Origin of the sequence: Sphingomonas sp. Leaf10 (assembly GCF_001421245.1) — a bacterium.
GTDB lineage: Bacteria > Pseudomonadota > Alphaproteobacteria > Sphingomonadales > Sphingomonadaceae > Sphingomonas.
The window spans coordinates 127,827-153,860 of record NZ_LMKE01000002.1 but is presented as its reverse complement, the minus strand read 5'-3'; the positions used below and the strand labels follow the sequence as shown (position 1 = coordinate 153,860).

Below are 26,034 nucleotides of genomic sequence, written 5' to 3'. Positions count from 1 at the left end.
CACCGCATGGGCGGCCAATCCCGGTCGCGGGGGTCGTCGATGAGCAAGCGGGTGCAACGGGTGCTGGTCGTGTTCGGCACGCGTCCCGAAGCGATCAAGTTGTTCCCGCTGATCCATGCGCTCAAGCGTCATCCCGGCTTCGACACCCGCGTCGTCGTGACCGCGCAGCATCGCGAGATGCTGGATCAGGTGCTGGCCTTTGCCGGGATCGTGGCCGACATCGACCTGAACATCATGACCGCCGGCCAGTCACTCGATGGCCTGACCGCGCGGTTGCTCGACGCGTTGGGGCCGGTATTCGATGCGGAGCAGCCCGACCGGGTGATCGTGCAGGGCGATACCGCGACGGCGATGGTTGCGGCACTGGCCGCTTATTATCGCAAGGTGCCGGTCGCCCATGTCGAGGCGGGGCTGCGCAGCCACGACATTTACCATCCTTGGCCCGAAGAGGTGAACCGCAAGATCGTCGGCAGCATCGCCGATCTGCACTTCGCCCCGACCCGGACCGCCGCCGACGCGCTGCTCGCCGAAAACGTGCCGCCATCGCGGGTGCAGGTGACCGGCAATACCGTGATCGACGCGCTGCATCTGGCGCGCGAGCGTATCGCCGCCGATCCGCAGCACGGCGCGGGGCTGGATACCGTCGCCAAACGGTTCGCTGGCAAGCGCATCGTGCTGGTCACCACCCATCGCCGCGAGAATTTCAGCGGCGGCATGGAAAGCATCGCCCGCGCCATCGCCCGTATCGCCGAGCGCACCGATATCGGCGTCGTGTTTCCGGTGCATCCCAATCCGCAGGTGCGCGGAGTCATGGAATCGATGCTGGGCGATCATCCGCGCGTCGCGCTGATCGAACCGCAGGACTATGCGCATTTCGTCCGCCTGCTCGACCTGTGCTACCTCGTGCTCACCGATTCGGGTGGGGTGCAGGAGGAGGCGCCGGGCCTCGGCAAGCCGGTGCTGGTCCTGCGCGAGACGACCGAACGCCCCGAAGGGGTCGCGGCCGGCACCGCCCGGCTGATCGGATCGGACGAGGACCGCATCGTCGCCGAGGTCATTTGGCTGCTCGACGACGCGCAAGCTCATGCCGCCATGGCCCGAGCACATAATCCCTTCGGAGACGGCCATGCGTCCGCACGCATCGTGGAGACACTCTATGCTTGAACAGCGGATCACCGCCGCCGCCAGCTATGACGTGTGTGTCGTGGGCCTCGGCTATATCGGGCTGCCGACCGCCGCCGTTGTCGCCCGGTCGGGGGCGCGGGTCATCGGCATCGACGTCAGCCAGCGCGTGGTCGACACCGTCGCACGCGGCGACATCCATATCGAGGAGGCCGATCTCGACACGCTGGTGCGCGACGTCGTGCTGCTCGGCCGACTGACCGCCGCGACCAGCCCGGCGCCGGCTGGTGTGTTCGTGATCGCGGTGCCGACGCCGTTCGGCCCCGGCCATGCGCCCGACCTGTCCTATGTCCTTGATGCCACCCGCGCGATCGCGCCGGTGCTGACGCCGGGCAATACCGTCATCCTAGAATCGACCTCGCCGGTCGGGACCACGGAGCAGATCCGCGACCTGCTCGCCGAACTGCGTCCCGACCTGTCGCTGCCCGGCGTGTCGGAGGTGCCCGATATCGCCGTCGCCTATTGCCCCGAACGGGTGCTGCCGGGGCGGATCATCCTCGAACTCGTGTCGAACGAACGCTCGATCGGCGGGATCACGCCTGCCTGCGCGGAAGCGGCATGCGATTTCTACCGCCGCTTCGTCGAGGGGGCGTGCACCGTCACGAATGCGCGGACGGCGGAGATGGTCAAGCTGGTCGAGAATACCAGCCGCGACGTGGCCATTGCTTTCGCCAACGAATTGTCGATCGTGTGCGACCGGATGGACCTGAACGTCTGGGACGTGATCGAACTCGCCAACCGCCATCCGCGCGTTAACATCCTGAAGCCCGGCCCCGGCGTCGGCGGGCACTGCATCGCGGTCGACCCGTGGTTCATCGTCGACGCCGCGCCCGAACAGACCCCGCTGATCCGCACCGCGCGCGAGGTGAATGACGGCAAGGTCGACCACGTCGTCGCCCGCGCCGCCGCGATGCTCGACGCGGCACCCGATGCGCGCGCGTCGCTGCTGGGATTGGCGTTCAAGGCGGATATCGACGACCTGCGCGAAAGCCCGGCGGTGAAGGTCGCCGCCGCACTGGTCGAGCGGTTCGGCGACCGGATCGATCTGGTCGAACCCTTTGTCAACACGCTGCCCAAGGCGCTGGCTTGCGGCCGGCTGGTGTCGTTGGAGAACGGGCTGGCGAACGACATTCTGGTCGTGCTGGTCGACCATAGCGTGTTCAAGCGGGTGCCGGCGGAAGCGCGGGCGGGCAAGCAGGTGTACGACACGCGGGGCATGTGGCGTTGAATTCGGTTCACGCGAAGGCACGAAGAAGAAGGAAGGGTTTGTTCGCGCAGAGGCGCAGAGGACGCTGAGGTGTCGTGGATCGGGCCATCTTGGCCTGTCCGGCGCAGCATTTTCGCTCTGGGAGGTCGGCAGGGGAGAGCCGCTGTCGCGGCGAGCGCAACACCTCCGCGCCTCTGCGCCTCTGCGCGAAATCCGATCTTCTTTTCCTTCGCGTCTCCGCACCTTCGCGTGAACCAACCTACTTCTTCCGAACCTTCGTCCACAGATGCCGCGCGAGCATCACCGGCGGCATCCGCAGCCAGTGCGAGCGGACATAGAAGCCGAACTCGGTCCCCTTGTGCCGCGACCGGCCCCAGCCGTCGCGCGCCAGCAGCCGCCGGGCGAACAGCGCGTCGGACGCGACCGGGGTGAAGCGCAACCGCAGCGGATCGTCATATTCGACCAGCGGCGTACCGAAGATGCACTTTGCGAGGCGCAACGCTCGCTTGATGGTCGGTACCAGTTGATGCAAGTGCGCCTGCTCGATCAGGTCCAGGCAGAAATCGGGGGCGTCGGCGGTGAACTCACGCACCAGCCGATCGATATCCCACAGGTTGCGCAAGCCCCCCTGCAAGTCGCCATCGGCGAACAGATGCGCCGCGGCATGGATCACCATGTCTGCTGGGCACAGGACGGACAACCCGCCCGACAACGGCACCGCATCAGCGATCAGTGCCGCCGCATCGGGCGTCGGCCGTGCGGTCGGGGGCAGGATCGTATGGTGTACGTCGATCATCCGGTCACGCTCGCGGTGGATCAGCGGCGGCAACTCGTGCATCCAGCGGCGATAATAAGCATCGTCATACGGGTCGGGCTTCACCCATTCCCACCCCGCCGCCAGCAGCGCCGCCTCGACCGCATCGAGGGCGTCGCGCGGCACGAGGATGTCGAGGTCGCCGATCGACCGCCCCCGCCCCGCATCCAGTCCGGCGGCAACGAACGCCGTTCCCTTCAACAGCACCACCGGCACCCCGAGCGGCGCGAGCGCACGACGCGCCATCTCCGCCTCCCACAGCGCCGCCACCCGCCCCTGTTCGGCCGACGCCCGCGCATCGGCCAAGACGCGCGTGGCGGCAGGAGGGATCGGCAGCCCATCGAGCCGCACGGCAAGGCTACCGATCAATTGCTCGGCCCGCGCCGCCGCAATCAGCGCGTTCCAATCGCCGGACGTGAGCGCCAACGCCCGCCCCGGATCGGTCAGTACAGCGGCAACCAGCGCCCCGCTCACGCCAGCTCGCTCCACAGCCGCTCGACCAGCGCGATGCCGCTAGCGGTATCGGCATAGTCGATCGCCCGGACCGGCACGTCCTGCACCAGCCGCCCGAGCGAGCCGAAACCGCGTTCGCCCATCGCGACATAATTGGTCGATGCCTGGGTCAGCCGCACGAACGTCTCCGCCGCACCGACTTCCCGCACAGCTTGCGCCGGACCAAAGGTCGGGAACAGCAGCAGCGCCGGCACCGCCGGTCGATCCATCGCCGCGATCGCGGTCGCATCGGGGACCAGATGGCGGATATCCCCCTTGGGCGTGCCCGCCAGCAATGGCCCGAACCGCCCGCCCGGCGCAGCGCGTTGCAACACCGGAACGCTCTCATTCTTCAGGCTGAGCAGCCGTGGAAAGGCGTGGACCAGCCCGCTCGCCGGATCGACCAGCGCGAACTCGTCACCCATCAGCCGCCAGCCGCGCGTCATCAGCAACGCCGCCAGCGTCGACTTGCCCGCTCCCGACACCCCGCTCAGCAACAGCGCCCGTCCGTCACGCTCGACGGCGGAGGCGTGGAGCAACAGGTAGCGCCGCTGCGCCAGCGCCATCTGCAAATTCATGCCCATTTCCGCCGCCAGCAACCCCTGGGCCAGCGGCAATGGCAGCGCATCGGGCAGCATATAGTCGCCGCCGATCATCACCGCTGGCCGGACGAAGCGCCGCCATGGCCGCGCGGCGAACAGGCGGACGTTGAAATCGACGATGCCATCCTCGGGCAGCGGATAGTCACGATACAGATCGTCCAGCGCCGCGATCGGCCCGCGCCAGTCGCTGCCGACCCGGAAGCCGACCGGCCCGATCCGCAGCATCCGGCTATACCGCATCGCACGTCACCAGCCCGATCGCCGCCAGTTCGTCGAGCCGCGCGGTCAATGCCGCCATATCGCCATCGGGTAGATCATAGCGCTCGCCCAGCGCCGCCAGCAGTTCCCCCGGCGTCAGTGGATCGACCAGCAGCGCCAGCATCTCCGGCACCGGGGGTGCCACGACATGCGTCTGCCCCGACGCCCGGTGATAGAGCGCGGTCAGCGGATCGAGCGGCAATGTCACGACATGCCCCGGCGGCGGCGCGCGATAGCGTGCGCCCATGCGGGTCAGCCGCGCGGCATCTGCAACGATGCGAAGCAGGTGAAGCCGCTGGTCCCGTTCTGCAACCGCTGGACATATTTCATGTAGGCGCGGGTCGTGTCGCCATCGGCACCGGGCAGGTTCGCACCGTTCATCGCCGCCCGTACTTCCTCACCGGTGAAGGGGCGGTTGGCGCCCGGAAAGGCCCCGGGCGTGCCCGGCGCGACGACGCTCCCCTCCGCATCGATCGTCTGCCCGCGCCGTGCATTGTCGGGCACCGGGATCTCGCAGGTCATCACCGACGCCTGGGTCTGCGCCAGCGCCGGCCGGATCGATACCACCGCCGATGCCCCCGCCGCCCCGATCAGCAGCGTGCGCCGCGTGGTCACGGCAGCGGACGTGACGGGGGGATGCGGATCGTCGGCCATCGGGTCATCTTCCTGAACCAGCGCGATTACGCAATCGTAAAGACGGCCACTGGCCTAAGCCGGCACTTGCGCCTAATCGGGGCCGATGGACGAATTCGGCCCCCGCCTGCCCCTCGCCCTCGCCGTTGCGGTCGGCGTCGCCCTGCTGGCCTTTCTGCTGGGTGCCGGCATCAATGCCAGCGCGGTGGTGCTGGTCGGTGCGGTCGCGGCCGTGCTGGTGGCCGGGCTGCACGGCCCCGACCGCAGCAGCACCGAATCACCCGATACCGCGCGTCAGCATGGCGCCGCCGCGACGCAGGCGGCGATCGATGCAATCGACGAACCGATCCTCGTGATCGCCGCCGGCCATGTCGATGCCGCCAACCCCGCCGCCCGTGCGCTGCTCGGCCAGCATATCGTCGGCGGCGACGTCCGCCTCGCCATCCGCCATCCCGCTGCCGCCGAACGGCTGTTCGGCAATAGCGACGATCCCGAACCGGTCGGGCTGGTCGGCCTCGGTTCCCGCGACCAGAGCTGGGAAATGCGGGTGCGCAGCCTTGGCGGGGAACGGCGGCTGGTCCATCTCGCCGACCGGACCGGCAACCGCGCGACCGAGCGGATGCGCGTCGATTTCGTCGCCAATGCCAGCCACGAACTGCGCACCCCGCTCGCCTCGCTGCTCGGCTTCATCGAAACGCTGCGCGACGAAGCGGGCGAGGATCCGGGCGTGCGCGAACGCTTCCTGAAGGTCATGAATGACGAAGCGCGGCGGATGCAGCGGCTGATCGACGATCTGATCTCCTTGAGCCGGATCGAGGCGGAGAAATACCGGCCGCCCGACCAGTCGGTCGACCTGTCGGCGATGCTACGCGCGGTGCGTGACGAATTGAGCGCCACGAACCCGGCGCGCGGCGCCGACCTGTCGCTGCTGGTCGAACCGGCGGTGACCGTGATCGGCGACCGCGCCCAATTGTCACAACTGCTGCACAACGTCATCGGCAACGCCATGAAATATGGTCGCGCCGGCACGCCGGTCGAAATCCGGCTCGCGCCGCGCGACACCACGGCCGAACTGGTCGTGCGCGATCATGGCGAGGGGGTGGCGATCGATCACCTGCCGCGCCTGACCGAACGTTTTTATCGTGTCGATTCGGGACGCAGCCGGGCGCTGGGCGGGACCGGGCTGGGCCTCGCCATCGTCAAGCACATCGTCGAACGCCATCGCGGGCGGCTCGATATCGGCAGCGTCGTCGGCGACGGTACGACGGTCAGCGTGCTGTTGCCGCTGAACGCTGTCATGAAGCCGTAACGCCATGGTAACAGAGCACGGCGGAGCGTCGCGAATGACCGTATACGCCCCTGGAAACCGGAACCGCATGACTCGTCGGATCATGTCCGCCCTGACCCTCGTGCTCGCGCTGTCGGCGTGCGAGCCGCAGACGTCGCGCGACCATATCCGCGTCGTCGGGTCGTCGACCGTCTATCCCTTCACCACCGCCGTCGCCGAGATGCTGGTGAACGCCAATCCCGATCTGCGCGCGCCGCTGGTCGAATCGACCGGCACCGGTGCCGGCGCGGCGCTGTTCTGTGCCGGCGTGGGACCGCAGCATCCCGACATCCTCGACGCATCGCGCCGGTTGAAGAAGTCGGAATATGCCACCTGTCAGTCGCACGGCGTGAAGGACATCATGGAGGTGCAGGTCGGCGTCGACGGCGTGGCGCTGGCCGAATCGAACAACGGCCCCAAGCTGCAATTAAGCAAGCGCGACGTCTATATGGCGCTGTCGGCCAATCCGCTGGGCAAACCCAATAGCGCGCGGATGTGGAACCAGATCAACCCGGCGCTGCCCGCGATCCCCATCCAGTTCTTCGGCCCGCCCGCGACCAGCGGTACCCGCGACGCGCTGGTCGAACTCATCATGGTCCCGGCCTGCGAAGCCGCCTTTCCGCAGGCAAAGGCGCTGAAGGACAGCGACAAGGACCGGTACGAGGATATCTGCACCCGCATCCGCGAGGACGCGGCCTATGTCGACAAGGGGGAGAACGACAATCTGATCGTCCAGAACCTGTCGACCAACCCCAACGCGGTCGGCATCTTCGGCTATTCGTATCTGGAGGAAAACAAGTCGCGGCTGCACGGCGTGCCGATCGACGGCATCGCGCCCAGCTATGACAGCATCGCCGATGGCAGCTATCCGGGCGCGCGCCCACTGTTCATCTATGTGAAGAAGGCGCACATCAAACCCGTGCCCGGCATGAACGACTTCCTCGCCATGTTCGCAAAGTCGTGGGATCCGGGCGGCCCGCTGACGCGGCGTGGCATGATCGCGGCACCGGCGGCCGTCCGCGCCGAATCGGCGGCGGAGATCGCGAACCAGACCGCGATGAACCCCGCGGGGCTGCACTGATGCACGGCGTCACGCTGATCCTGCTGGTGCTGGGCTTTGGCGGCATCGGCTGGATGGTCGCGCGCGCCCGCGCCGCGCGCTTCGCCAAGCCGACAACCGCCGCCGGCCGCCCCAATTCGCTGCCCGGCCAGCATGGCTGGCACATGGCGATCTGGATCGCGGCGCCTGCCCTGCTGTTCCTCAGCATCTGGAGCGCGGTGTCGCCAGCGCTGGTGCGCGACGCGGTGCTGTCGACGCCCGCCGCCGCCGGCCTGCCCGGTCCGGGCTTCGAACGCTCGGCAATATTGGCGGAGGCGCGCTCGCTCGCGCTCGGCAACGCGTACGGCGCGTTCAACCAACAGGCGGAGGTGCTGGCGCCCGCCTATGCCGCCGCGCAGAGCCGCTATGACTGGATCGGCACCACGCTTGCCATCCTGCTCGCCTTTGCCGGCGGGGCCTTTGCCTTTACCCGCATCCGCCCCGATTATCGCGCACGCACGCAGGTCGAACGCGCGGTGATGCTCGCGCTGCTGGTCGCGTCGCTGATCGCGATCCTGACCACGCTCGGCATCTTCGTGTCGCTGGTCGTCGAAAGCTGGCGCTTCTTCCGCATCGTGCCGGTTACCGACTTCCTGTTCGGCACCAACTGGAGCCCGCAGGTCATTCGCGCGAACGATCCGGGCGCGACGCTGGGCGCGGTGCCGCTGTTCTGGGGCACCTTCTTCATCGGCGCGGTGATCGCGATGATCGTCGCCATCCCGTTCGGACTGATGAGCGCGGTCTATCTGACGCAATATGCCAAACCCGGCGTGCGCAAGTGGATGAAGCCGATCCTCGAGATTCTCGCGGGCGTCCCGACCGTGGTCTATGGCTATTTCGCCGCGCTGACCGTCGGCCCCGCGATCCGCGACCTCGCCGTCATGCTCGGCATGCCCTTTGCCAGTTCGGAAAGCGCGCTCGCCGCCGGCCTCGTGATGGGGGTTATGATCATCCCCTTCGTGTCGTCGATGGCCGACGATTCGATCGCGGCGGTGCCGCAGTCGATGCGCGACGGCAGCCTGGCGATGGGTGCCACCACCAGCGAGACGATCGGCAAGGTGCTGCTCCCCGCCGCCCTGCCCGGCGTCGTCGCGGGCGTGCTCCTCGCCGTCAGCCGCGCGATCGGCGAGACGATGATCGTCGTCATGGCGGCATCGGGCGCGGCGTCGATCACGCTCAACCCGTTCGAAAGCGCGACCACCGTCACCAAGCAGATCGTTGACCTGCTGACCGGCGAGGCCGAGTTCGACAGCCCGAAGACGCTCGCCGCCTTCGCGCTCGGCCTCACGCTGTTCGCGATCACCTTCCTTCTCAACGTCGTCGCGCTGCGCGTCGTGAAACGCTACCGGGAAGCCTATGAATAGTCCCAGCCTCGTCGCCGGATCGCCCGCCGTCGAGCGCGCCGCGACCCCCGAGCGCGTGCCGACCGACTGGAAGACCGGGGCGATGCAGAAGCGCATTCGCCGCCGCTATGCCGCCGAGCGTCGCTTCCGCTTCTTCGGCCTCGCCGCCGTCGTCCTGTCGGCCGGGTTCCTCGCCTTTCTGCTTGTCACGATGTTGATGAGCGGCATCGGCGGGTTCCAGCGGACATTGGTCACGCTGCCGATCGACTTCCCCACGGCCGGGCTGGAGGTCGATCGTGCGCAGTTGAAGACGCGCGGCGCCGATCTGGCGCTTGCCGGTGCCGGGCTGGAGAACGCCGTCAACGGTGCCGCCGCCGCCGCGTTCGGCGAGGAGAACCGCGTCATCTCCGACAGCGCGTGGCTGACGGTGCGCGACGCGATCAAGGCCGATCCGTCGATCCTGTCGCAGAAGGTCAGCATTCCCGTCCCCGCCGCGCCGGGGATCGAGGAAGCAGCCAAGGCCGATGGCGATCCGACGGACGAGGCGCTGGTCGCCAGGCTCGAACAGGCCGGCACCATCTTGACCGGGTTCAACACCGACTTCTTCAAATCGGCCGATTCGACCGATCCGACCGCCGTCGGTATCTGGGGCGCGCTGAAAGGCTCGCTGATGACCATGCTGGTGACGCTGCTGATCGCCTTCCCGGTCGGCACGCTGTCGGCGCTCTACCTCGAAGAATATGCACCGCGGAACCGCTGGACCGACCTGATCGAGGTGTCGATCAACAACCTCGCCGCCGTACCGTCGATCATCTTCGGCCTGCTCGGCCTCGCCGTATTCCTCGGCACGCTGAACCTGCCGCGCTCGGCACCGATCGTCGGTGGTCTGACGCTGGCGCTGATGATCATGCCGGTCATCGTCATCGCCGGGCGCAACGCGATCAAGGCGGTGCCGCCCTCGATCCGCGATGCCGCCTTGGGGATCGGCGCGTCGAAGGTGCAGGTGGTGTTCCACCACGTCCTGCCGCTGGCGCTGCCCGGCATCCTGACCGGCACGATCATCGGCATGGCCCGTGCGCTGGGCGAAACCGCGCCGCTACTGATGATCGGCATGCGCGCCTTCATCAGCCAGCCGCCGCAGGGCTTTGCCGATCCCGCCACCGTGCTGCCGGTGCAGATTTTCCTGTGGTCCGATCAGGTCAGCCGGGGCTTCGTTGAGAAGACCAGCGCCGCGATCCTCGTGCTGCTGGCGTTCCTCCTCGCGATGAACGCGCTCGCCATCTATCTCCGCAATCGCTTCGAGACCCGCTGGTAATGACCGACACCCAACTCAACAACGCGACCCCGAAATTGTCGGCGCGCGGCGTCGACGTGTTCTATGGCCAGAAGCAGGCGATCAAGGACGTGTCGATCGACATCGACATGGAACATGTCACCGCCTTCATCGGCCCTTCGGGCTGCGGCAAGTCGACCTTCCTGCGCACGATGAACCGGATGAACGACACGGTGTCGTCGGCCCGCGTCACCGGCGACATCCGGCTGGACGGCGAGGATATCTATTCGCCGGCGATGGACGTGGTGCAGCTTCGCGCCCGCGTCGGCATGGTTTTCCAGAAACCCAACCCATTCCCCAAATCGATCTACGAGAACGTCGCCTATGGCCCGCGCATCCACGGGCTGGCGGCGTCGAAGGGCGAGATGGACGGCATCGTCGAACGCTCGCTGACCCGAGCCGGCCTGTGGAACGAGGTGAAGGACCGCCTGTCCGACAGCGGCACCGCGCTGTCGGGCGGTCAACAGCAGCGGCTGTGCATCGCCCGCGCGATCGCCGTCGATCCCGAAGTCATCCTGATGGACGAACCCTGTTCAGCACTTGACCCGATCGCCACCGCCAAGATCGAGGAACTGATCCACGAACTGCGCGGCCGCTATGCCATCGCGATCGTCACCCACAACATGCAGCAGGCCGCGCGCGTGTCGCAACGCACCGCCTTCTTCCATCTGGGCACGCTGGTTGAATACGGTCGTACCTCCGACATCTTTACCAACCCCCGCCAAGAGCGCACAAAAGATTACATCACGGGACGTTATGGCTGAGGGACACGATATGGCGACGGGCCACGAACACACCGTCAAGGCTTTCGACCGCGATATCGGGCACTTGCGCGCACTGATCTCGCAAATGGGCGGCCTCGCCGAACAGGCGATCAGCGATGCGATGCTGGCGCTGACCCGCAACGATCCCGCGCTCGCCAAGCAGGTCCGCGCACAGGACAAGGCGATCGACGCGATCGAGGCGGAGGTCGAGAAACTGGTCGTTCGCGTCATCGCGCTGCGCGCACCAATGGCCGACGATCTGCGTGAAGTGGTCGCCGCCCTAAAGATCGCCGCCGTCATCGAACGCATCGGCGACTATGCCAAGAATATCGCCAAGCGCGTGTCGTCGATCCATGGCGAAACCCACGACCCCCGCATCGAACCGCTCAGCATCCTGCCTGCGATGGCGCAGCTGGCCGCCGACATGGTGCATGACGTGCTCGATGCCTTTTCGGCGCGCGATGCGCAGGCGGCGGTCGAAATCTGCAAGCGCGACAATGCGCTCGACGATTATTACAACAGCATCTTCCGCGTACTGGTGACCTACATGGTCGAAAATCCGAAGACGATCAGCCAGGTCGCGCACCTGCTGTTCGTCGCCAAGAACCTCGAACGCATCGGCGACCATGCGACCAACGTCGCCGAAATGGTCTATTTCGCCGCGACCGGCCAGACCTTGGCCGAGCGCGAAACCACGGAATTCGCAGGATAACCATGACCAAGGCACGGATGTTGCTGTTGGAAGACGATGCGGCGCTGGCCGAACTCATCGCCTTTCACTTCCAGCGCGAGGATTTCGAGGTCGTCCGCACCCATGAGGGCGAGGAAGCGCTGCTGCTCGCGCGCGAGGCTACCCCCGACATCGTCCTGCTCGACTGGATGGTCGAAGGACTGTCGGGGATCGAGGTCTGCCGCCAGCTGCGTCGGCAGGCCGAGACGCAGAACGTGCCGATCATCATGCTGACCGCACGCGGCGAGGAAGAGGACCGCGTCCGCGGCCTCGAAACCGGTGCCGACGATTATGTGACCAAGCCGTTTTCGCCGCGGGAACTAGTTGCCCGAGTCAACGCCGTGCTCCGCCGCGTCCGCCCCGCCCTCGCCGGCGAAGCGCTGACTTATGCCGATATCGAAATGGACACGGTCGGCCACCGGGTGCGGCGCGGCGGCGAAGTCGTACCGCTCGGTCCGACGGAATTCCGTCTTCTCAAACACTTCCTCGAACATCCCGGCTGGGTATTCTCGCGCGAACGGCTGCTCGATGCGGTTTGGGGGCATGATTCGGACATCGAATCCCGGACCGTCGACGTACATATCCGGCGCCTGCGCAAGGCGATCAATGTCGGCGACCGACCCGACATTATCCGTACCGTCCGTTCGGCCGGCTACGCCCTAGACGCGACCGGCTGAACACTGCGCCGGAAACCTTTTCGACTTGGCTCGTTTGGTCCGCAGCCTAAACGAAACAAGTCGAAAAGGAATCTTCCGATGAAGACTGTCGCTTTCATGGCCGCTCTGCTGATCGGCAGTGCCGCCGTCGCGCAGACGACGCCGCCGACCACCCCGCCCGCCGGTTCCACCATGCAGCCGGGCACGCCGGAGGCGCCGACACCGCCCGCCGACAACATGACCCCGCCGCCCGCGCCGATGGCCCCGGATGCGAACGCGCCGGCCGATCCGAACGCGCCCCCGTCGCCGCCCGCGCCGATGGCGGCAGACCCGAATGCGCCGATGGCGCCACCCGCGCCGCCTGCACCGATGGCCGGGGCACCGATGGCCGGCACGCCGCAGGTGACCTTCGCACCGCCGCAGGTGACCCCGCCCCCGCCCGCGCCGCAGAGCTACCCGGTCTGCTCGCGCACGGTGAAGGACGGCTGCCGTAACCCGGGCGGCAAGTAAGCCCACCGGCCTGACGGCTAAACAAGCGCCCCGCCCTGACCGGCGGGGCGTTTTTCGTTGTGCACCCGTTTTGCTCCCCGCCCTAGCCCCGGAGAGGCCGGGGCTGGACAGAGTCGAGGCGCGCGCAACCCTCCCGTCGCTACTTGACCGCCTCCACATCTGTCGGCGAGGCACAAACAAACCGTATTGCCCTAGCAATACACTAGTGCCATACTCGACCAACACAGGGAGGTTTGGCAGCATGTATAGCGAGAGCGATCTGAACGGCGCGGTAGAGGCGGGCGTCCTGTCCTGTGACACCGCCGAGGCATTGCGGACCCATATCGCGTGGCAACGCGCGACGCCGGTGGTGGACGAGGAACATTTCCGGTTGCTGACCGGATTCAACGACATCTTCGTATCCGTCGCGCTGGCACTGCTACTGGTCTCGCTCGGCTGGATCGGCGGTACTATCCTGACGCCCCTTGGCGGTCTGGGCGTCGCCGGAGCGGCATGGTTCCTCGCCGAATATTTCACCGCGCGCCGGCGCATGGCGCTGCCGAGCATCCTGCTGCTGCTGGCATTTGTCGGGGGCGTTGCCGCGACGTTGTTCGGCATCGTTGTCGAACTCGATCCGCAGAACGTGCCCGACCGAACCACCGCGATGATCTTTGCCGGGATCGGCCTTGTCGCAGCGGGCGCGGCGTGGGCGCACTGGCGACGATTCATGGTGCCGATCACCGTCGCCGCGGGGGCAGCGGCGCTGGTCGCGACCGTCGCATCGCTGATCGTAGCCGCCTTCCCGGCGCTCAAGGACAATTTCTACCCGATCACCCTGCTCGGCGGGATCGGCGTGTTCGTCGCGGCGATGCGCTGGGACATGAGCGACCGCGATCGCCGCACTCGCCGCAGCGACGTCGCCTTCTGGCTGCACCTCGTCGCCGCGCCGCTGATCGCGCACTCGCTGTTCCAGCTGCTCGGCGTGTTCGGACCCAGCGTCACGCTGCCGATGGCGGCGGTGGTGATCGCTCTGTACATCCTGTTCGGCCTGGTCGCACTGGCAGTAGACCGCCGTGCGCTGCTGGTCTCCAGCCTCGCCTATGTCCTCTACGCGCTCTACGCCCTGTTCGAGAAAGCGGGCGCGGTCGAGCTGCCGGCGGCCTTCACCGCCTTCGTCATCGGATCGGCGCTGCTGACGCTGTCGGTATTCTGGCAACCGATGCGCCGCACGGTGGTTGGGGTGCTGGGCGGCCTTGGCGAACGCCTGCCGCCGGTGGCGACAGCCTGAAACATTCCTTGGGAAGCTAACCTTTGCGGCCCCGGGTGACCGGGGCCGTTTTTTTATTCGTGCTGCGGGACGTCGTCGCCGATAGCGTAGTAATCGCCCTTCTCAGCGGTGAAAATGTGCATCTTGACGCCGGTGCCAGTCGGGCCGTCAAAGGCGCCCATCGCAACGGCGATCCAGTCCCGATGCGATGGCTCCCAGAACAATGACGATCCGCAACACCCGCAAAAACCGCGCCTGATGTTCTTTGAGGACTGGTACCAAGTCAGCGATCCGGCGTCGGCGATCGTCAACGCGGTTTTCGGGACGTCGGTAGAAGCAAAACAATGTCCCGATTGCTTCCGACATGACCGACAGTGGCAGATGTCTGGAGCGGGTAAATCAACAGCAACGTTGAAGGTCACCGCGCCGCAAAGACACGAGCCGCGATGCATCGTTATTCCTCGACCAGCTTCATCAGCCGCCGCTCGACCGGGGCCAGCACCGGCCCGAGTTCATGGCCGCGCTTCACCACCGCGCCTGCTTCACCGACCAGCGCCCACATACCCTGTTTGTTGCGCAAGCTTGGCCGCTTCTCGATGCGAAACTCGGGCCGTTCGGTCGCGCGGCGAAACGCGCTGAATACTGCCGCCTCCCGCCCCAGATCGATCGCATAGTCCCGCCAGTGCCCGGCCGCGACCATCCGTCCATAGAGATCGAGGATGCGGGTCAGTTCGGCGCGTTCGAACCCGACCTGTCCGGGCTGGGGCGATGCAGGAAAGGGCGTGACGACTCCCATCAGGCGCGGTCGCGCTGATCCTGTTGCTCGGCCAGCACCTCGTCCAGCCGCTTGCGGAGGGTTTCCAGCTCACAACGCAGCAACTCGATGCGCTGCGTCTGTGGATCGAACATATCGCGGCACGGCGTGCCATAAGGGACGAAGCGCGGGTCGCCGGCCTGTCCGCCCTCGACAACGGTCGGACGCGCCGGGATGCCGACGACGGTCGTTCCTTCCGGCACATCCTTCGTCACCACCGCATTGGCGCCGACGCGCGCACGGCGGCCGATGGTGATCGGCCCCAGCACCTGCGCACCCGACCCGATGATCGCACCGTCGCTGATCGTCGGGTGACGCTTGCCCGCGACGCCGTTGTCGGGGCTGGTCCCGCCCAGCGTCACATTCTGATAGATGGTGACGCCGTCACCGATCTCCGCCGTCTCACCGATGACGACGAAGCCGTGATCGATGAAGAAACGCCGCCCGATCGTCGCACCCGGATGGATGTCGATCGCGGTCATGAAGCGCGCATAGTGATTGACCACCCGCGCCGCGAAATACCATTCGGCCCGGAACAGCCGGTGCGCGACCTTGTGCAGCGCGACCGCCCATACGCCGGGATAGGTCAGGATTTCCATGCGCGACCGCGGCGCGGGATCCCGCGCCTTGATCGAATCCAGATAGCGCACCAGCCGCGCGAACATGGGCAATCCCCTTAACCGATGGTCGCATGTAAGCACCCGGCCGCCTGCCGCCAAGCCATGCTGTAGGCGTAACAAAGCCCATGTATCTTGTAGGCATTGCCGTTTGCCGTCATCACAGGCGTGCTTGAGCCGATGTCGAAGGAAATTGGATGTTCGAGAATATCGACTGGGTGCGTCTGGCCGAATTCGTCGCTGCCGGATTCGCCGCCCAGATCGTCGATGGTGCGCTCGGCATGGCGTTTGGGGTAATATCGTCGACGTTGCTGATCAGCGTATTGGGCGTGCCGCCCGCTACCGCCTCCGCCAGCGTCCATGTGGTGGAGTGTTTCACGACGGGCGTGTCGGGGATCAGCCACGCGCTGCACAAGAATGTGAACTGGAAACTGTTCTGGCGGCTGCTGCTGCCCGGCGTTGCGGGCGGCGTTACCGGGGCGTATCTACTCTCCACGCTCGACGCGTCGGTCACGCGGCCGTTCGTGATGACCTATCTGGCGGTGATCGGCGTGTACCTGCTGTGGCGCGGCCTGCGCCATCCGCCCAAGCCCAAGGAGCCGAAGGTGATCGCGCCGCTTGGGCTGATCGGCGGCTTCCTCGATGCGGCGGGCGGCGGTGGCTGGGGACCGGTCGTCACCTCCAACCTGCTGGTACAGGGCGCCACGCCGCGCACGACGATCGGCACCGTCAACACCGTCGAATTCTTCCTGACGGTCAGCATCTCGGCGACGTTCCTGATCCATCTCGGGCTGGAAGCGTTCACCACCGCCGTCGCCGGGCTGCTGATCGGCGGCATCGTTGCCGCGCCGTTCGGGGCGATGTTCGCAAAGCATATCCCGGCGCGCACGCTGCTGATCCTGGTCGGTATCGTGCTGACGATCACCAGCCTGTACAGCGTGTACCGGGCGTTGGCGTAGGGAAGTCAGAAGAAGTTGGTTCGCGCAGAGGCGCGGAGGCGCAGAGGAGTTGCGACGCACGATCGTCCCGCGACAGCTGGACCTTCAATCCTGTCGCAGCGCGCGGATGGGTTGATCGCTACGCGATCGGTTTCCCTAAACGAGCCTCCCCGTGCCTCCGCGCCTCTGCGCGAACCGACTTCTTCCTTCTAAAACCGGATCAAGCCACCGCTGCATGCACGGTAGCGACCGCCGCCAGCACCGCGCCGATCCGCACCGCGCCCTGGATCACTTCGGCCTTCACGCCGTGCTTCTTCAGCACGTCCTCATGGGCGTCGATGCACATGCCGCAGCCGTTCATTGCCGACACGGCCAGGCTGAACAGTTCGAAATCGACCTTCTCGATCCCCGGCGCGGCGATGACGTTCATCCGCAGCTTGGCCGGCAGATTGCCATATTCCTTGTTCTTGGCGAGGTGGACGAACCGGTAATAGACGTTGTTCATCGCCATCACCGCCGCCGCCGCGCGCGCCGCATTGGCCGCTTCGGGCGATAGCTTGTCGGCGACTTCGGCCTCGGCCGCCTCGACCAGCGGCTTGTGGCCGGTGGCGTGCGCGCAGGCCAGCATCGTCCCGAACTTCTTCTGCGGATCGAGGACCGTCTCGTTCAGCAGCGAGCCGACGTTCAGGCGGATATCCTTGGCGAAATCGGGCAGCGCGCCCGCAAATTCCTTGAGCGACATGGGTTCTTACCTTCGATGAAAACACGTCACCCCAGCGTAGGCTGGGGTCTCCCAGTTACGGAGAGACCCCAGCCTGCGCTGGGGTGACGCATGGGATCATGTGGGCGGGACCGCGGCCCCGCCCGGATGGATTACGCCGCGACCTGCAGGACGTCGTCGCCCTTGTTCCAGTTGCACGGGCACAGTTCGTCGGTCTGCAGTGCGTCGAGCACCCGCAGCGTTTCCTGCGGGTTGCGACCGACGTTCAGGCCGTTGACCTGTACCGCCTGAATGACGTTGTCGGGATCGATGATGAAGGTTGCGCGGAACGCGACATGTTCGTTCTTGTCGAGGATGCCGAGTTTGCTGGCCAGCACCGCGCCATTGTCGGCGATCCACGGGAAATCGGCGGCGGCCAGATCCGGGTCCGACTTGCGCCACGCCAGGTGGACGTGCGCGGTGTCGGTCGATGCGCCGATCAGCACGGCGTCGCGATCGGCGAAATCGTCCTTCAGTTCGCTATAGCCGACGATCTCGGTCGGGCAGACGAAGGTGAAGTCCTTCGGCCAGTAGAACAGCACCTTCCACTTGCCCGGGAACGCGTCGTGGCTCAGCGTTTCGCCGGCGGGCAGCGCGCTGGTGCCCTGCTGGACGGGAACGGTGAATTCGGGGAGCTTGTCGCCAACGGTCAGCATGAGATGCCCTTTCTTTTTGGTGCGTTGCCGCACCGTGAATTGCTGCACCGCGATATAGGGTACGAACTGGACCGATCCAATCGGAATTCCCCTTGGGAATGATCGGTGCAATCGATAAGTAGCGCAGCCATGTCGGTGTACCTGCCAACGCTCAAGCAACTCCAATATCTGGTCGCGCTTCGCGATGCGGGCCATTTCGGCCGTGCCGCCGAAGCGTCGTTCGTCACCCAATCGACGTTGTCGGCCGGCATCCGGGAGCTGGAAACGCTGATCGGCGTGGTGCTGGTCGAACGCACCCGCCGCGTCGTCCGCTTCACCCCGCTGGGCGAAAGCATCGTCGCCAAGGCACGCAAGGTGCTGCGCGAGGCCGAGGAACTGACCGACATGGCGCGCGCCGCCGGACGGCCTTTGTCAGGGGAGATGCGGATGAGCGTCATCCCGACCATCGCCCCGTTCCTGTTGCCGCGCCTGCTGCCCCGCCTGCGCCGCGACTATCCCGACCTGAAGCTGTTCCTGCGCGAGGAACCGAGCGCGGCGGCGTGCGAAGGGTTGCACCACGGCCGCACCGATTGCGTACTGCTCGCGCTGCCCTATGCCTGCGGCGAGGTCGAAGTCGCTCCGTTGTTCGAGGACCGGTTGCTGCTGGCTGTGCCGGGCAACGACAGCGGCGACCCTGCCCCGCTGGTCGCCGACGATATCGATCCCGAACGGCTGCTGCTGCTCGAAGACGGGCATTGTCTGAAGGATCATGCCCTGCGCGCCTGCGAACAGCCGGAATTGCGTGGGCAGGCGATGATGATGGGTACATCGCTGCACACGATCGTCCAGATGGTCGACAACGGCCTTGGCACCACCATGTTGCCGCAAATGGCGATCGACGCCGGCATCCTCGAAAATACCGGTATTACCGCGCGCCCGATCGAGTCGCAAAATGCCCAGCGCCGCATTGCATTGGTCTGGCGCCGTGCCTCGCCCCGCGAACGCGATTTCCGGTTGCTGGCCGAGGTATTGGCGGCCGAGCGCGGCTAACCTGCATTACGGTCGGGGGAACCGTTTTCAGCATTGAACCGTATTTCCGGGGTCGGCGCCGTGTCGCGCCGCACATATTCCATCGCAACCACCGGAGAACACCGATGATTCGCGCCACGATTTCCGCCGCTGCACTTACCCTGTCGCTGGCCGGAGCCGCTCATGCCCAGACCGCACCGGCACAGCCTACTCCCGCACGGGCGGCACCGACCGCGACGACCGGCGTACAGACCGGCACCACCGCTACCGTAAACACCCCCGTCGGCACCGTTCAGACCGGCGCACAGGCCAATACCGGTGCGACCGCCGGCGCGCCGGTGATGGTCGGCGGCGCGCCGATGCTGCCGACCGCGACGATCGTCGCCAATGCGTCGAAGGCGAGCAATCTGACGACTTTGGTCAAGGCAGTGCAGGCCGCCGACCTGACGGCGACGCTGTCCGGCCCCGGCCCGTTCACCGTCTTCGCGCCGACCGACGAAGCCTTTGGTCGGCTCGCCCCCGGTACGCTCGACACGCTGATGAAGCCCGAGCAAAAGGCAACGCTGGCCAAGCTGCTGACCTATCACGTCGTCCCCGGAAAGCTCGATGCGGCCGCACTCAAGGCGCAGATCGAAGCAGGCGGCGGCACCGCGACGCTGACGACGGTCGAAGGTCAGCCGCTGAAAGCGACGCTGGAAAACGGCGCGCTGGTGCTGACCGATGTCGGTGGCGGCAAGAGCTATGTCACGCAATATGACGTCGGACAGTCGAACGGCGTGGTCCATGTCGTGAACGGCGTGCTGGCACCGAAGCTGGGCTGATCCGTTCCATAAGGTACGAATAGGTCGGGCGACAGAAATGTCGCCCGGCGTCTTGTTTCAGACCCTGCCCTCCATTGGCGGACTCCTCCGAGACGGATCCGCGACTATCGCTGCGTATCCGCAGCGCCCGCCGATCGTATCGGCACCGGCCCGGTCGGTCCGGCCTCCAGCAGCGAATCGCCACCCAGCGTCCGGTACAGCGTCACGCGATTGGTCGCCGCGACCAATTGCGTCGCGACCAACCGGCGCTGTGCGGTGTAATAGGATCGCTGCGCGTCGAGGCTGGAAAGGAAGGTGTCGATGCCGCCGCGATAGCGTGCTTCGGTCAGGCGGAACGTGTCCTGCGCCGCATCCAGATTTGCGCGGTCGGCACGGGTCTGTTCGGCGATCGTCCCTTGCCGGGCGAGCGCGTCCGACACGTCGCGGAAGGCCGACTGGATAGTACGTTCATAGGTAGCGAGCAGCGCGTCGCGCTGGGCCTGGCTGAATTCCACCCCGGCGCGGCCCGCCCCGGCGCGAAAGATCGGATAGCTGAGCGACGGCGCGACCGAATAGTTGAACGCACCGCCCGTGAAGAGCGTGCGCAGCGCATCGCTGGCAAATCCGACCAGCCCGGTCAGCGACAGGCGCGGGAACAGTGCCGCGCGCGCCGCGCCGATATCGGCATTGGCGGCGAGCAGTTCATATTCCGCCTGCACCACATCCGGCCGGCGCAGCAATATCCCCGAATCAACCCCCGCGGGCAGGTTGGCGATGGTCGGCAGCACGACGTCGATCGATGCGGGCAGCAGCGCCGGATCGACCGGGGCACCCACCAGCAATTGCAGCGCGTTGATGTCCTGCGCCAATTGCGTGCGCTGTTCGGCTAGGTCGCTCTCGGCCGTGGCGAGGATCTGTTCGGCCTGTCGCAGGTCGGTGCGAGGGGCGACCCCGCCCTGCAACCGGGCGCGGGTCAGGGTGACGCTGCGCCGGGCGCTCGCCGCCGTCGCTTCCGATATCGCCATCAGGCTGCGGTCGGCGCCGTATGCCGCCCACGCCTCTGCAATGTCGCCGACCAGCGTCAGGCGGGTGGCGCGCGCACCGGCTTCGGTCGCGAAATAGCGATTCTGTTCGGCCTCGGTAAGCGACCGGATGCGGCCGAACAGGTCGATTTCGAACGCGGTCGCGCCGAGATCGAGCGAGAAGGCGCTCGGTGAGCGGCCGCTGGTGACGATCGTGCCCCCGGTGCCGGTGCCGGTCCCGCCATTGCCGGTCCCCGTTCCGGTGCCGCCGGTTCCCGTACCGGTCCCGGGAATGGTCGTCGTGGTCGCGCCATCGCCGGTGCCGCGATAGCTGTAGCGCGCCGAGCCATCGACTTGCGGGAACAGGTCGGCGCGCTGGATGCGATATTGCGCGCGCGCCGCACGGATATTGGCGGCGGCGATACGCAGGTCGCGATTATTGACCAGCGCCTGCCCGACCAGCGTCCGCAGCCGCTGGTCGGTGAACACCTGTTCGAAGGTGAGCGCAGGCAGCGCCGCCTCGCTCTGGCGCAGATAGGCATCGCCGACCGGCCATGACGGCGGCACCACCGCCTGTGGCCGTTCATAGGCCGGGGTCATCGAACAGCCCGCCAGCAGCAGCGCCAACAGCCCGAGCGTCATCCGCTTCATGCCTCGGCCTCCTTCGCGCCGTGCGCACGCAGCTTCGCCATCCCGTCGCGGACCCCGCGCCGGACCAGTACGAAGAATAGCGGGATGTAGAAGATCGCCAGCACGGTTGCGGTGAACATGCCGCCGATGACCGCCGTGCCGATCGCGATACGGCTGTTGGCGCCCGCCCCGGTCGAGATGGCGAGCGGCAACACACCGAAGATGAAGGCGAGGCTGGTCATCAGGATCGGGCGCAGGCGGATGCGCGCCGCTTCCAATGCGGCATCGATGACGCGCGCCCCCTTCTTTTCGGCCTGTTCGGCGAATTCGATCATCAGGATCGCGTTCTTGGCGGCAAGACCCATCGTCGTCAGCAACCCGATCTGAAGATAGACGTCGTTCTCCAGCCCGCGCAGCGTCACGAATGCGATCGCCCCGATCAGGCCGAGCGGAATGACCAGCAATACGGCGATCGGAATCGACCAGCTTTCATAAAGTGCGGCAAGGCACAGGAACACAACGAGGATCGACAGCCCGTAGAGGATCGGCGCCTGTCCCGACGACAGCCGTTCCTGAAACGACAGTCCGGCCCATGCGACGCTGGTCCCCGGGATCTGCGAAGCGAGTTCGGCGATGCGGTCCATCGCCTCGCCCGAGCTGACGCCCGATGCCGCCTGCCCCTGAAATTCGAACGAAGGCAGACCCTGAAACCGCGACAGCGTGGTTGGCGCGACGGTCCAGCCGGTGCGCGAGAAGGAGGAGAAGGGCACCATCTGCCCGTTCGACCCGCGCACGAACCATTGGGCCAAATCGCCGGGCTCGCTGCGATAGGGAGCGTCGCCCTGTACGAACACACGCTTCACCCGGCCGCGATCGATGAAGTCGTTGACGTAGCGCCCGCCCCATGCGGTCGACAGCGTGTTGTTGACGTCGCCCTGGGTCAGCCCCAGCGTCGACAATCGCTGCTGATCGATATCGACGTTCAGCGTGGCGATATCGGGTAGTTCGGACAGACGCACCCCGGTCAGCATCGGATCGGCCGAGGCGGCGGCGAGCAGCTTGTCGCGCGCGGCGGCGAAGTCGGCGGTGCTCATGCCGCTGGCGTTCTGCAACTCCATGGTGAAGCCGTTCGCCTGCCCCAGACCGCGCACGGCGGGCGGCAGCAAGGCGAAGACCTGCGCATCGCGGAAGTTGCGGAAGGCGGACGAGGCGCGGTCGATGATCGCGTCGGCGCCATTTTCCTTGCCCTTGCGATCGGCCCAGTCGGTGAAGTTTATGAAGCCCTGCCCCGTATTCTGCCCCGACGTGCCACCCCCGCCGCCGGCGACGGTCAGGATGGTGCGGACATTATCCTTTTCATAGGTCAGCAGATATTTCTCGACCGCGCGCTGCACCTCTTCGGTACGGCCGCGCGTCGATCCGGCGGGCAGCTGGAACCGGATCGTCGCCGCGCCCTGATCCTCGGTCGGCAGGAAGCTGGTCGGCAGGCGGAAGAACAGCAGCGCAAGGATCGCCAGCACCGCCGCATAGAGCAGCAGATACAGCCATTTGCGGTCGATGACATGGACGACACCACGTTCGTATTTCTCGACGCCCTTGTCGAACCGGCTGTTGAAACCGTTGCGAAGTCGCTCGCCGATATGGGCGACGCGGGGCAGCTTGCGCTCCAGCCAGCCGCCTTCGAGGCTGCCGTCCTCCCCGCGCTTCTTCTGCTTGAGCAAGGTCGCGGTGAGCGCGGGCGAGAGGATCAGCGCGACCAGCACCGACAGGATCATGGCGGCGACGATCGTCACCGAAAACTGGCGATAGATGACGCCGGTCGACCCGCCGAAGAACGCCATCGGCAGGAACACCGCCGACAGGACGATGCCGATCGCGATCAGTGCGACCTGAATCTCCTCCATCGACTGAATGGTGGCGTCGCGCGGCGAGAGGTCGGGATTCTCCTCCATCAACCGCTCGACATTCTCGACCACAACGATCGCGTCGTCGACCAGCAGGCCGATGGCGAGGACGAGGCCGAACAGCGTCAACGTGTTGATCGAGAAGCCGAAGAGATAGAAGACGCCGAACGTGCCGAGCAGCACGACCGGCACCGCGATCGTCGGGATCAGCGTCGCGCGCCAGCTTTGCAGGAACACGAACATGACGATGACGACGAGGATGACCGCCTCGACCAGCGTCTTGACCACTTCCTCGATCGACAGCTTGATGAAGGCGGTGGTGTCGTTGGCATAGGCATAGGTGAGGCCCGCCGGGAATTTGCCCGACTGCCGCTCGACCTCCGCCTTGACCAGTTCGGCGGTCTCCAGCGCGTCGGCACCCGGCGCGAGGCTGATGGCGAGGCCGGCGCCGGGATGGGCGTTGACCCGGCTTAAGGCAGCGTAATTTTCCTGGCCCAGTTCGATGCGCGCGACGTCGGACAGCCGGACGGTCGACCCGTCGGGCAGCGTCTTCAGGATGATCGCCTTGAACTGTGCCGGCGTCTGCAGCCGCGACTGGGCGGTGACGGTCGCGTTCAATTGCTGTTCGGAGCCGGACGGCTGGCCGCCCAGTTCGCCCGCGGCGACTTCGGTATTCTGGTTCTGGATCGCGGTGATGACGTCGCCCGGCATCAGCGAATAGGAGGCGAGTCGCGCCGGATCGAGCCAGATGCGCATCGCATATTGCGACCCGAACACGTTGGTTTCGCCGACGCCGTTGATCCGCGCCAGCGGCTCGACAAGGTTCGCTTCCATATAATCCGACACGTCGCCATTGGTGCGCTGGTCGGTTTCGTCGAAGATGCCGACGATCATCAGGAAGTCGGGGTTCGACTTGGTGACGCGGATGCCCTGTTGCTGGACCTGTTGCGGCAGGCGCGACAAGGCCTGCTGCACCTGATTCTGGACCTGCACCTGCGCGATGTCGGGGTCGACACCCTTGTCGAACGTCGCGCTGATCGTCACCTGACCGCGCGACGAGCTTTGCGAGCTGAAATACAGCAGGCCGTCGATGCCGGTCAGCTGCTGTTCGATGATCTGCGTCACCGAATTCTGGATCGTCTCGGCATTGGCACCGGGATAGGTCGCGCGGATATTGACCTGTGGCGGGGCGACGTCGGGATATTGCGCGATCGGCAGCGACAGGATCGCGCCCAGCCCCGCCAGCATGGTGATGATCGCGATCACCCATGCGAAGATCGGGCGATCGATGAAGATGCGGGACATGGCTTATCCGGCCTTGGCGGGCGCGGAAGCGTTGTCGCCGGCGGGTTTGGGGGCGATCCGTTGCGGGGTGTTCGCCGGCACCGGCTTGATCTTGGCATTGGGCCGCAGGTTCGCGGTGCCCTGCGTGATGACCTTGTCGCCGGGGTTCAGGCCGCCGGTCACGACCCAGAACTGCCCCTGCGTCCGGTCGGCCTGCACCGTCTTCTGTACGGCGGTATCGTTCGGGCCGACGACGAAGACCGTCGCCTGCCCCTTGGGATCGCGCTTGACCGCCTGTTGCGGCACGAGGATCGCCCGGGTGTCGATCGCCTGCGCGAACTTCGCGCGGACGAACATGCCGGGCAGCAGCACCCCCTGTGGATTGGGGAAGCGGGCGCGCAGCGTTACGGTGCCGGTCTGGGCATTGACCATCACCTCGGCGAACTGGACGGTGCCGGTCGGGCCGAAATCACTACCGTCCTCGAGGGTCAGCCGCACCGCCGCCGATGCCGGCACCGACCCACCGCTCGCCAGTTGCCGGCGCAGCGCCAGCAGGTCGGCGCTCGATTGCTGGATATCGACGAAGATCGGGTCGAGCCGCTGGATGACCGCCAGCGGATCGGTCTGGTTGGTGGTGACCAGCGCGCCTTCGGTGAAATAGCTGCGCCCGATCCGCCCGGTGATCGGCGCGGGGACGTTGGTGAACGACAAATTCACCCGTGCCGTCTCCAGCTGCGCACGGCTCTGCGCGACGGCGGCGGCGGCCTGACGCGCCTGCGCGGCGGCGTCGGTATAGTCCTGCCGGCTGACCGCCTCGATCTCGGCCAGCGGGCGGAAGCGTTCGGCGCGGATGCGCGTCGCCTCGGCATTGGCCTGCGCGCTGTTCAGGTTCGCCACCGCTTCGTTGGTCTGCGCGCGATAAAGGCGCGGGTCGATCTGGTAGAGCGTCTGTCCGGCGCGGACCAACGCGCCTTCGGTAAAGAAGCGGCGGCGGATCAACCCCGCGACCTGCGGCCGGACTTCGGATTGCTGGAACGCGACGACACGCGCGGCAAGGTCGGCGGTCTGGGCGACGCTGGTCGGCTGGACCACGACGAAGCCGACCTGGGCCGGCCCCTGATTGCCCTTGCCGTTCTTGCCCTTCTGCTCGGCTTCGCCACCACCGCAACTCGACAGGAGCAAGGCGGACGACAGCAGCAACAGGCACGGGCGAACGCGCGACGACGCGGATCGGATCAAGGCGGCAACCTTTACGACGGGATACGGCGCGGATGCGCCGGCCGCATAACCGGCCGGACACCCGAAAGTTTCTTGAACCGTTTTCATACGCTTGGCGTCAAGCGACGCAATGCGGGAGTTGTCGCAATTTGTCGCGGGGGTTTGGCCTCCCCTCTCTGACAAGGGA

Annotated in this window: 26 protein-coding genes; 14 read left to right on the top strand and 12 right to left on the bottom strand. The window is 66.4% G+C overall.

Annotated elements, in window-relative coordinates; genetic code table 11:
- Positions 1-39 precede the first annotated feature (39 nt).
- Together wecB and wecC are read left to right on the top strand one after the other, a co-directional pair.
- Positions 40-1,164, top strand: a complete 1,125-nt coding sequence (gene wecB, locus ASE59_RS05425) for a non-hydrolyzing UDP-N-acetylglucosamine 2-epimerase (protein ID WP_056453308.1) — start codon at positions 40-42, stop codon at positions 1,162-1,164.
- Entirely contained in the window at positions 1,157-2,410 is a 1,254-nt protein-coding gene (wecC, locus tag ASE59_RS05420; RefSeq protein ID WP_056453305.1) for a UDP-N-acetyl-D-mannosamine dehydrogenase, read from the top strand. The genes wecB and wecC overlap by 8 nt, the downstream gene beginning before the upstream one ends.
- Before the next feature lie 238 nt (positions 2,411-2,648).
- On the opposite strand, the gene ASE59_RS05415 is transcribed toward wecC, so the two are convergent.
- From ASE59_RS05415 to ASE59_RS05400, 4 genes are read right to left on the bottom strand one after another with little or no spacing between them, the layout of a single operon-like run.
- On the bottom strand, positions 2,649-3,677 hold the full coding sequence (locus ASE59_RS05415) for a nucleotidyltransferase family protein (RefSeq protein ID WP_056453302.1): 1,029 nt from the start codon (positions 3,675-3,677) through the stop codon (positions 2,649-2,651).
- The gene (locus tag ASE59_RS05410; protein WP_056453298.1) at positions 3,674-4,537 is read right to left on the bottom strand and encodes an HprK-related kinase A; all 864 of its coding nucleotides are present in this window, start codon (positions 4,535-4,537) and stop codon (positions 3,674-3,676) included. The genes ASE59_RS05415 and ASE59_RS05410 overlap by 4 nt, the downstream gene beginning before the upstream one ends.
- Positions 4,527-4,802 carry an HPr-rel-A system PqqD family peptide chaperone gene (locus tag ASE59_RS05405; protein WP_056453295.1) on the bottom strand — a complete coding sequence of 92 codons (276 nt, stop codon included), beginning with the start codon at positions 4,800-4,802 and terminating at the stop codon, positions 4,527-4,529. The genes ASE59_RS05410 and ASE59_RS05405 overlap by 11 nt, the downstream gene beginning before the upstream one ends.
- A gap of 5 nt (positions 4,803-4,807) precedes the next feature.
- Positions 4,808-5,209, bottom strand: a complete 402-nt coding sequence (locus tag ASE59_RS05400) for a hypothetical protein (RefSeq protein ID WP_056453291.1) — start codon at positions 5,207-5,209, stop codon at positions 4,808-4,810.
- Positions 5,210-5,294: 85 nt separating this feature from the next.
- On the opposite strand from ASE59_RS05400, the gene ASE59_RS05395 reads away from it, so the two are divergent.
- The 9 genes from ASE59_RS05395 (at position 5,295) to ASE59_RS05355 (ending at position 14,217) form a co-directional block, all read left to right on the top strand.
- The gene (locus ASE59_RS05395; RefSeq protein ID WP_056453289.1) at positions 5,295-6,497 is read left to right on the top strand and encodes an ATP-binding protein; all 1,203 of its coding nucleotides are present in this window, start codon (positions 5,295-5,297) and stop codon (positions 6,495-6,497) included.
- 67 nt (positions 6,498-6,564) lie between these two features.
- On the top strand, positions 6,565-7,596 hold the full coding sequence (locus ASE59_RS05390) for a substrate-binding domain-containing protein (RefSeq protein ID WP_056453286.1): 1,032 nt from the start codon (positions 6,565-6,567) through the stop codon (positions 7,594-7,596).
- The gene (pstC, locus tag ASE59_RS05385) at positions 7,596-8,978 is read left to right on the top strand and encodes a phosphate ABC transporter permease subunit PstC (RefSeq protein ID WP_056453284.1); all 1,383 of its coding nucleotides are present in this window, start codon (positions 7,596-7,598) and stop codon (positions 8,976-8,978) included. The genes ASE59_RS05390 and pstC overlap by 1 nt, the downstream gene beginning before the upstream one ends.
- Positions 8,979-9,060: 82 nt before the next feature.
- The gene (gene pstA / locus ASE59_RS05380; RefSeq protein WP_082458123.1) at positions 9,061-10,272 is read left to right on the top strand and encodes a phosphate ABC transporter permease PstA; all 1,212 of its coding nucleotides are present in this window, start codon (positions 9,061-9,063) and stop codon (positions 10,270-10,272) included.
- Complete coding sequence (pstB, locus tag ASE59_RS05375) at positions 10,272-11,054, top strand: phosphate ABC transporter ATP-binding protein PstB (protein ID WP_056453279.1); 783 nt, start codon at positions 10,272-10,274, stop codon at positions 11,052-11,054. The genes pstA and pstB overlap by 1 nt, the downstream gene beginning before the upstream one ends.
- A 10-nt stretch (positions 11,055-11,064) precedes the next feature.
- Positions 11,065-11,766: a phosphate signaling complex protein PhoU gene (gene phoU, locus ASE59_RS05370; protein WP_056453275.1), complete on the top strand. Its 702-nt coding sequence runs from the start codon at positions 11,065-11,067 to the stop codon at positions 11,764-11,766.
- 2 nt (positions 11,767-11,768) lie between these two features.
- Entirely contained in the window at positions 11,769-12,461 is a 693-nt protein-coding gene (gene phoB / locus ASE59_RS05365; protein ID WP_056453272.1) for a phosphate regulon transcriptional regulator PhoB, read from the top strand.
- A gap of 78 nt (positions 12,462-12,539) precedes the next feature.
- Entirely contained in the window at positions 12,540-12,950 is a 411-nt protein-coding gene (locus ASE59_RS19500; RefSeq protein ID WP_056453267.1) for a hypothetical protein, read from the top strand.
- A 241-nt stretch (positions 12,951-13,191) separates the two neighbouring features.
- Complete coding sequence (locus ASE59_RS05355) at positions 13,192-14,217, top strand: hypothetical protein (RefSeq protein ID WP_056453264.1); 1,026 nt, start codon at positions 13,192-13,194, stop codon at positions 14,215-14,217.
- A gap of 53 nt (positions 14,218-14,270) precedes the next feature.
- Here ASE59_RS05355 and ASE59_RS05350 read toward each other — a convergent pair whose 3' ends face one another.
- Genes ASE59_RS05350 through epsC form a run of 3 tightly spaced genes read right to left on the bottom strand, consistent with a single transcriptional unit; the run spans position 14,271 to position 15,675 of the window.
- A complete protein-coding gene (locus ASE59_RS05350) occupies positions 14,271-14,648 on the bottom strand; it encodes a GFA family protein (RefSeq protein ID WP_056453261.1) in 378 nt (125 codons plus the stop codon).
- Positions 14,649-14,650: 2 nt separating this feature from the next.
- Positions 14,651-14,992 carry a DUF2794 domain-containing protein gene (locus tag ASE59_RS05345; protein ID WP_056453258.1) on the bottom strand — a complete coding sequence of 114 codons (342 nt, stop codon included), beginning with the start codon at positions 14,990-14,992 and terminating at the stop codon, positions 14,651-14,653.
- Positions 14,992-15,675 carry a serine O-acetyltransferase EpsC gene (epsC, locus tag ASE59_RS05340; RefSeq protein ID WP_056453253.1) on the bottom strand — a complete coding sequence of 228 codons (684 nt, stop codon included), beginning with the start codon at positions 15,673-15,675 and terminating at the stop codon, positions 14,992-14,994. The genes ASE59_RS05345 and epsC overlap by 1 nt, the downstream gene beginning before the upstream one ends.
- Before the next feature lie 149 nt (positions 15,676-15,824).
- Between epsC and ASE59_RS05335 the strand changes: the two genes are divergently transcribed.
- Positions 15,825-16,586, top strand: a complete 762-nt coding sequence (locus tag ASE59_RS05335) for a sulfite exporter TauE/SafE family protein (RefSeq protein WP_056453250.1) — start codon at positions 15,825-15,827, stop codon at positions 16,584-16,586.
- A 199-nt stretch (positions 16,587-16,785) separates the two neighbouring features.
- Here the strand turns inward: ASE59_RS05335 and ASE59_RS05330 are convergent, their stop codons facing one another.
- A complete protein-coding gene (locus ASE59_RS05330; protein WP_055786307.1) occupies positions 16,786-17,307 on the bottom strand; it encodes a carboxymuconolactone decarboxylase family protein in 522 nt (173 codons plus the stop codon).
- Between the two features lie 131 nt (positions 17,308-17,438).
- Positions 17,439-17,981 carry a peroxiredoxin gene (locus ASE59_RS05325; protein WP_056453534.1) on the bottom strand — a complete coding sequence of 181 codons (543 nt, stop codon included), beginning with the start codon at positions 17,979-17,981 and terminating at the stop codon, positions 17,439-17,441.
- 129 nt (positions 17,982-18,110) lie between these two features.
- Here ASE59_RS05325 and ASE59_RS05320 point away from each other — a divergent pair, with 129 nt between their 5' ends.
- Together ASE59_RS05320 and ASE59_RS05315 are read left to right on the top strand one after the other, a co-directional pair.
- Positions 18,111-19,010 carry a hydrogen peroxide-inducible genes activator gene (locus ASE59_RS05320; RefSeq protein WP_056453247.1) on the top strand — a complete coding sequence of 300 codons (900 nt, stop codon included), beginning with the start codon at positions 18,111-18,113 and terminating at the stop codon, positions 19,008-19,010.
- Positions 19,011-19,114: 104 nt separating this feature from the next.
- Positions 19,115-19,810, top strand: coding sequence for a fasciclin domain-containing protein (locus ASE59_RS05315; protein ID WP_056453241.1), 696 nt, complete (start codon positions 19,115-19,117; stop codon positions 19,808-19,810).
- 104 nt (positions 19,811-19,914) lie between these two features.
- On the opposite strand, the gene ASE59_RS05310 is transcribed toward ASE59_RS05315, so the two are convergent.
- Genes ASE59_RS05310 through ASE59_RS05300 form a run of 3 tightly spaced genes read right to left on the bottom strand, consistent with a single transcriptional unit; the run spans position 19,915 to position 25,865 of the window.
- Positions 19,915-21,462, bottom strand: a complete 1,548-nt coding sequence (locus tag ASE59_RS05310) for an efflux transporter outer membrane subunit (protein WP_200913159.1) — start codon at positions 21,460-21,462, stop codon at positions 19,915-19,917.
- Positions 21,459-24,650: an efflux RND transporter permease subunit gene (locus ASE59_RS05305; protein ID WP_056453238.1), complete on the bottom strand. Its 3,192-nt coding sequence runs from the start codon at positions 24,648-24,650 to the stop codon at positions 21,459-21,461. Before ASE59_RS05305 ends, ASE59_RS05310 begins: the two co-directional genes overlap by 4 nt.
- A 3-nt stretch (positions 24,651-24,653) precedes the next feature.
- On the bottom strand, positions 24,654-25,865 hold the full coding sequence (locus tag ASE59_RS05300; protein ID WP_235515656.1) for an efflux RND transporter periplasmic adaptor subunit: 1,212 nt from the start codon (positions 25,863-25,865) through the stop codon (positions 24,654-24,656).
- Positions 25,866-26,034: the final 169 nt, after the last annotated feature.

What these genes read in the sequence shown, in the direction of transcription:
- wecB (WP_056453308.1), top strand. Translation starts at nt 40, where the DNA reads ATGAGCAAGCGGGTGCAACGGGTGCTGGTCGTGTTCGGCACGCGTCCC.
- wecC (WP_056453305.1), top strand. Translation starts at nt 1,157, where the DNA reads ATGCTTGAACAGCGGATCACCGCCGCCGCCAGCTATGACGTGTGTGTC.
- ASE59_RS05410 (WP_056453298.1), bottom strand. Translation starts at nt 4,537, where the DNA reads ATGCGGTATAGCCGGATGCTGCGGATCGGGCCGGTCGGCTTCCGGGTC.
- ASE59_RS05405 (WP_056453295.1), bottom strand. Translation starts at nt 4,802, where the DNA reads ATGGGCGCACGCTATCGCGCGCCGCCGCCGGGGCATGTCGTGACATTG.
- ASE59_RS05400 (WP_056453291.1), bottom strand. Translation starts at nt 5,209, where the DNA reads ATGGCCGACGATCCGCATCCCCCCGTCACGTCCGCTGCCGTGACCACG.
- ASE59_RS05395 (WP_056453289.1), top strand. Translation starts at nt 5,295, where the DNA reads ATGGACGAATTCGGCCCCCGCCTGCCCCTCGCCCTCGCCGTTGCGGTC.
- ASE59_RS05390 (WP_056453286.1), top strand. Translation starts at nt 6,565, where the DNA reads ATGACTCGTCGGATCATGTCCGCCCTGACCCTCGTGCTCGCGCTGTCG.
- pstC (WP_056453284.1), top strand. Translation starts at nt 7,596, where the DNA reads ATGCACGGCGTCACGCTGATCCTGCTGGTGCTGGGCTTTGGCGGCATC.
- pstA (WP_082458123.1), top strand. Translation starts at nt 9,061, where the DNA reads ATGCAGAAGCGCATTCGCCGCCGCTATGCCGCCGAGCGTCGCTTCCGC.
- pstB (WP_056453279.1), top strand. Translation starts at nt 10,272, where the DNA reads ATGACCGACACCCAACTCAACAACGCGACCCCGAAATTGTCGGCGCGC.
- phoU (WP_056453275.1), top strand. Translation starts at nt 11,065, where the DNA reads ATGGCGACGGGCCACGAACACACCGTCAAGGCTTTCGACCGCGATATC.
- phoB (WP_056453272.1), top strand. Translation starts at nt 11,769, where the DNA reads ATGACCAAGGCACGGATGTTGCTGTTGGAAGACGATGCGGCGCTGGCC.
- ASE59_RS19500 (WP_056453267.1), top strand. Translation starts at nt 12,540, where the DNA reads ATGAAGACTGTCGCTTTCATGGCCGCTCTGCTGATCGGCAGTGCCGCC.
- ASE59_RS05355 (WP_056453264.1), top strand. Translation starts at nt 13,192, where the DNA reads ATGTATAGCGAGAGCGATCTGAACGGCGCGGTAGAGGCGGGCGTCCTG.
- ASE59_RS05350 (WP_056453261.1), bottom strand. Translation starts at nt 14,648, where the DNA reads ATGCATCGCGGCTCGTGTCTTTGCGGCGCGGTGACCTTCAACGTTGCT.
- ASE59_RS05345 (WP_056453258.1), bottom strand. Translation starts at nt 14,992, where the DNA reads ATGGGAGTCGTCACGCCCTTTCCTGCATCGCCCCAGCCCGGACAGGTC.
- epsC (WP_056453253.1), bottom strand. Translation starts at nt 15,675, where the DNA reads ATGTTCGCGCGGCTGGTGCGCTATCTGGATTCGATCAAGGCGCGGGAT.
- ASE59_RS05335 (WP_056453250.1), top strand. Translation starts at nt 15,825, where the DNA reads ATGTTCGAGAATATCGACTGGGTGCGTCTGGCCGAATTCGTCGCTGCC.
- ASE59_RS05330 (WP_055786307.1), bottom strand. Translation starts at nt 17,307, where the DNA reads ATGTCGCTCAAGGAATTTGCGGGCGCGCTGCCCGATTTCGCCAAGGAT.
- ASE59_RS05325 (WP_056453534.1), bottom strand. Translation starts at nt 17,981, where the DNA reads ATGCTGACCGTTGGCGACAAGCTCCCCGAATTCACCGTTCCCGTCCAG.
- ASE59_RS05320 (WP_056453247.1), top strand. Translation starts at nt 18,111, where the DNA reads ATGTCGGTGTACCTGCCAACGCTCAAGCAACTCCAATATCTGGTCGCG.
- ASE59_RS05315 (WP_056453241.1), top strand. Translation starts at nt 19,115, where the DNA reads ATGATTCGCGCCACGATTTCCGCCGCTGCACTTACCCTGTCGCTGGCC.
- ASE59_RS05310 (WP_200913159.1), bottom strand. Translation starts at nt 21,462, where the DNA reads ATGAAGCGGATGACGCTCGGGCTGTTGGCGCTGCTGCTGGCGGGCTGT.
- ASE59_RS05305 (WP_056453238.1), bottom strand. Translation starts at nt 24,650, where the DNA reads ATGTCCCGCATCTTCATCGATCGCCCGATCTTCGCATGGGTGATCGCG.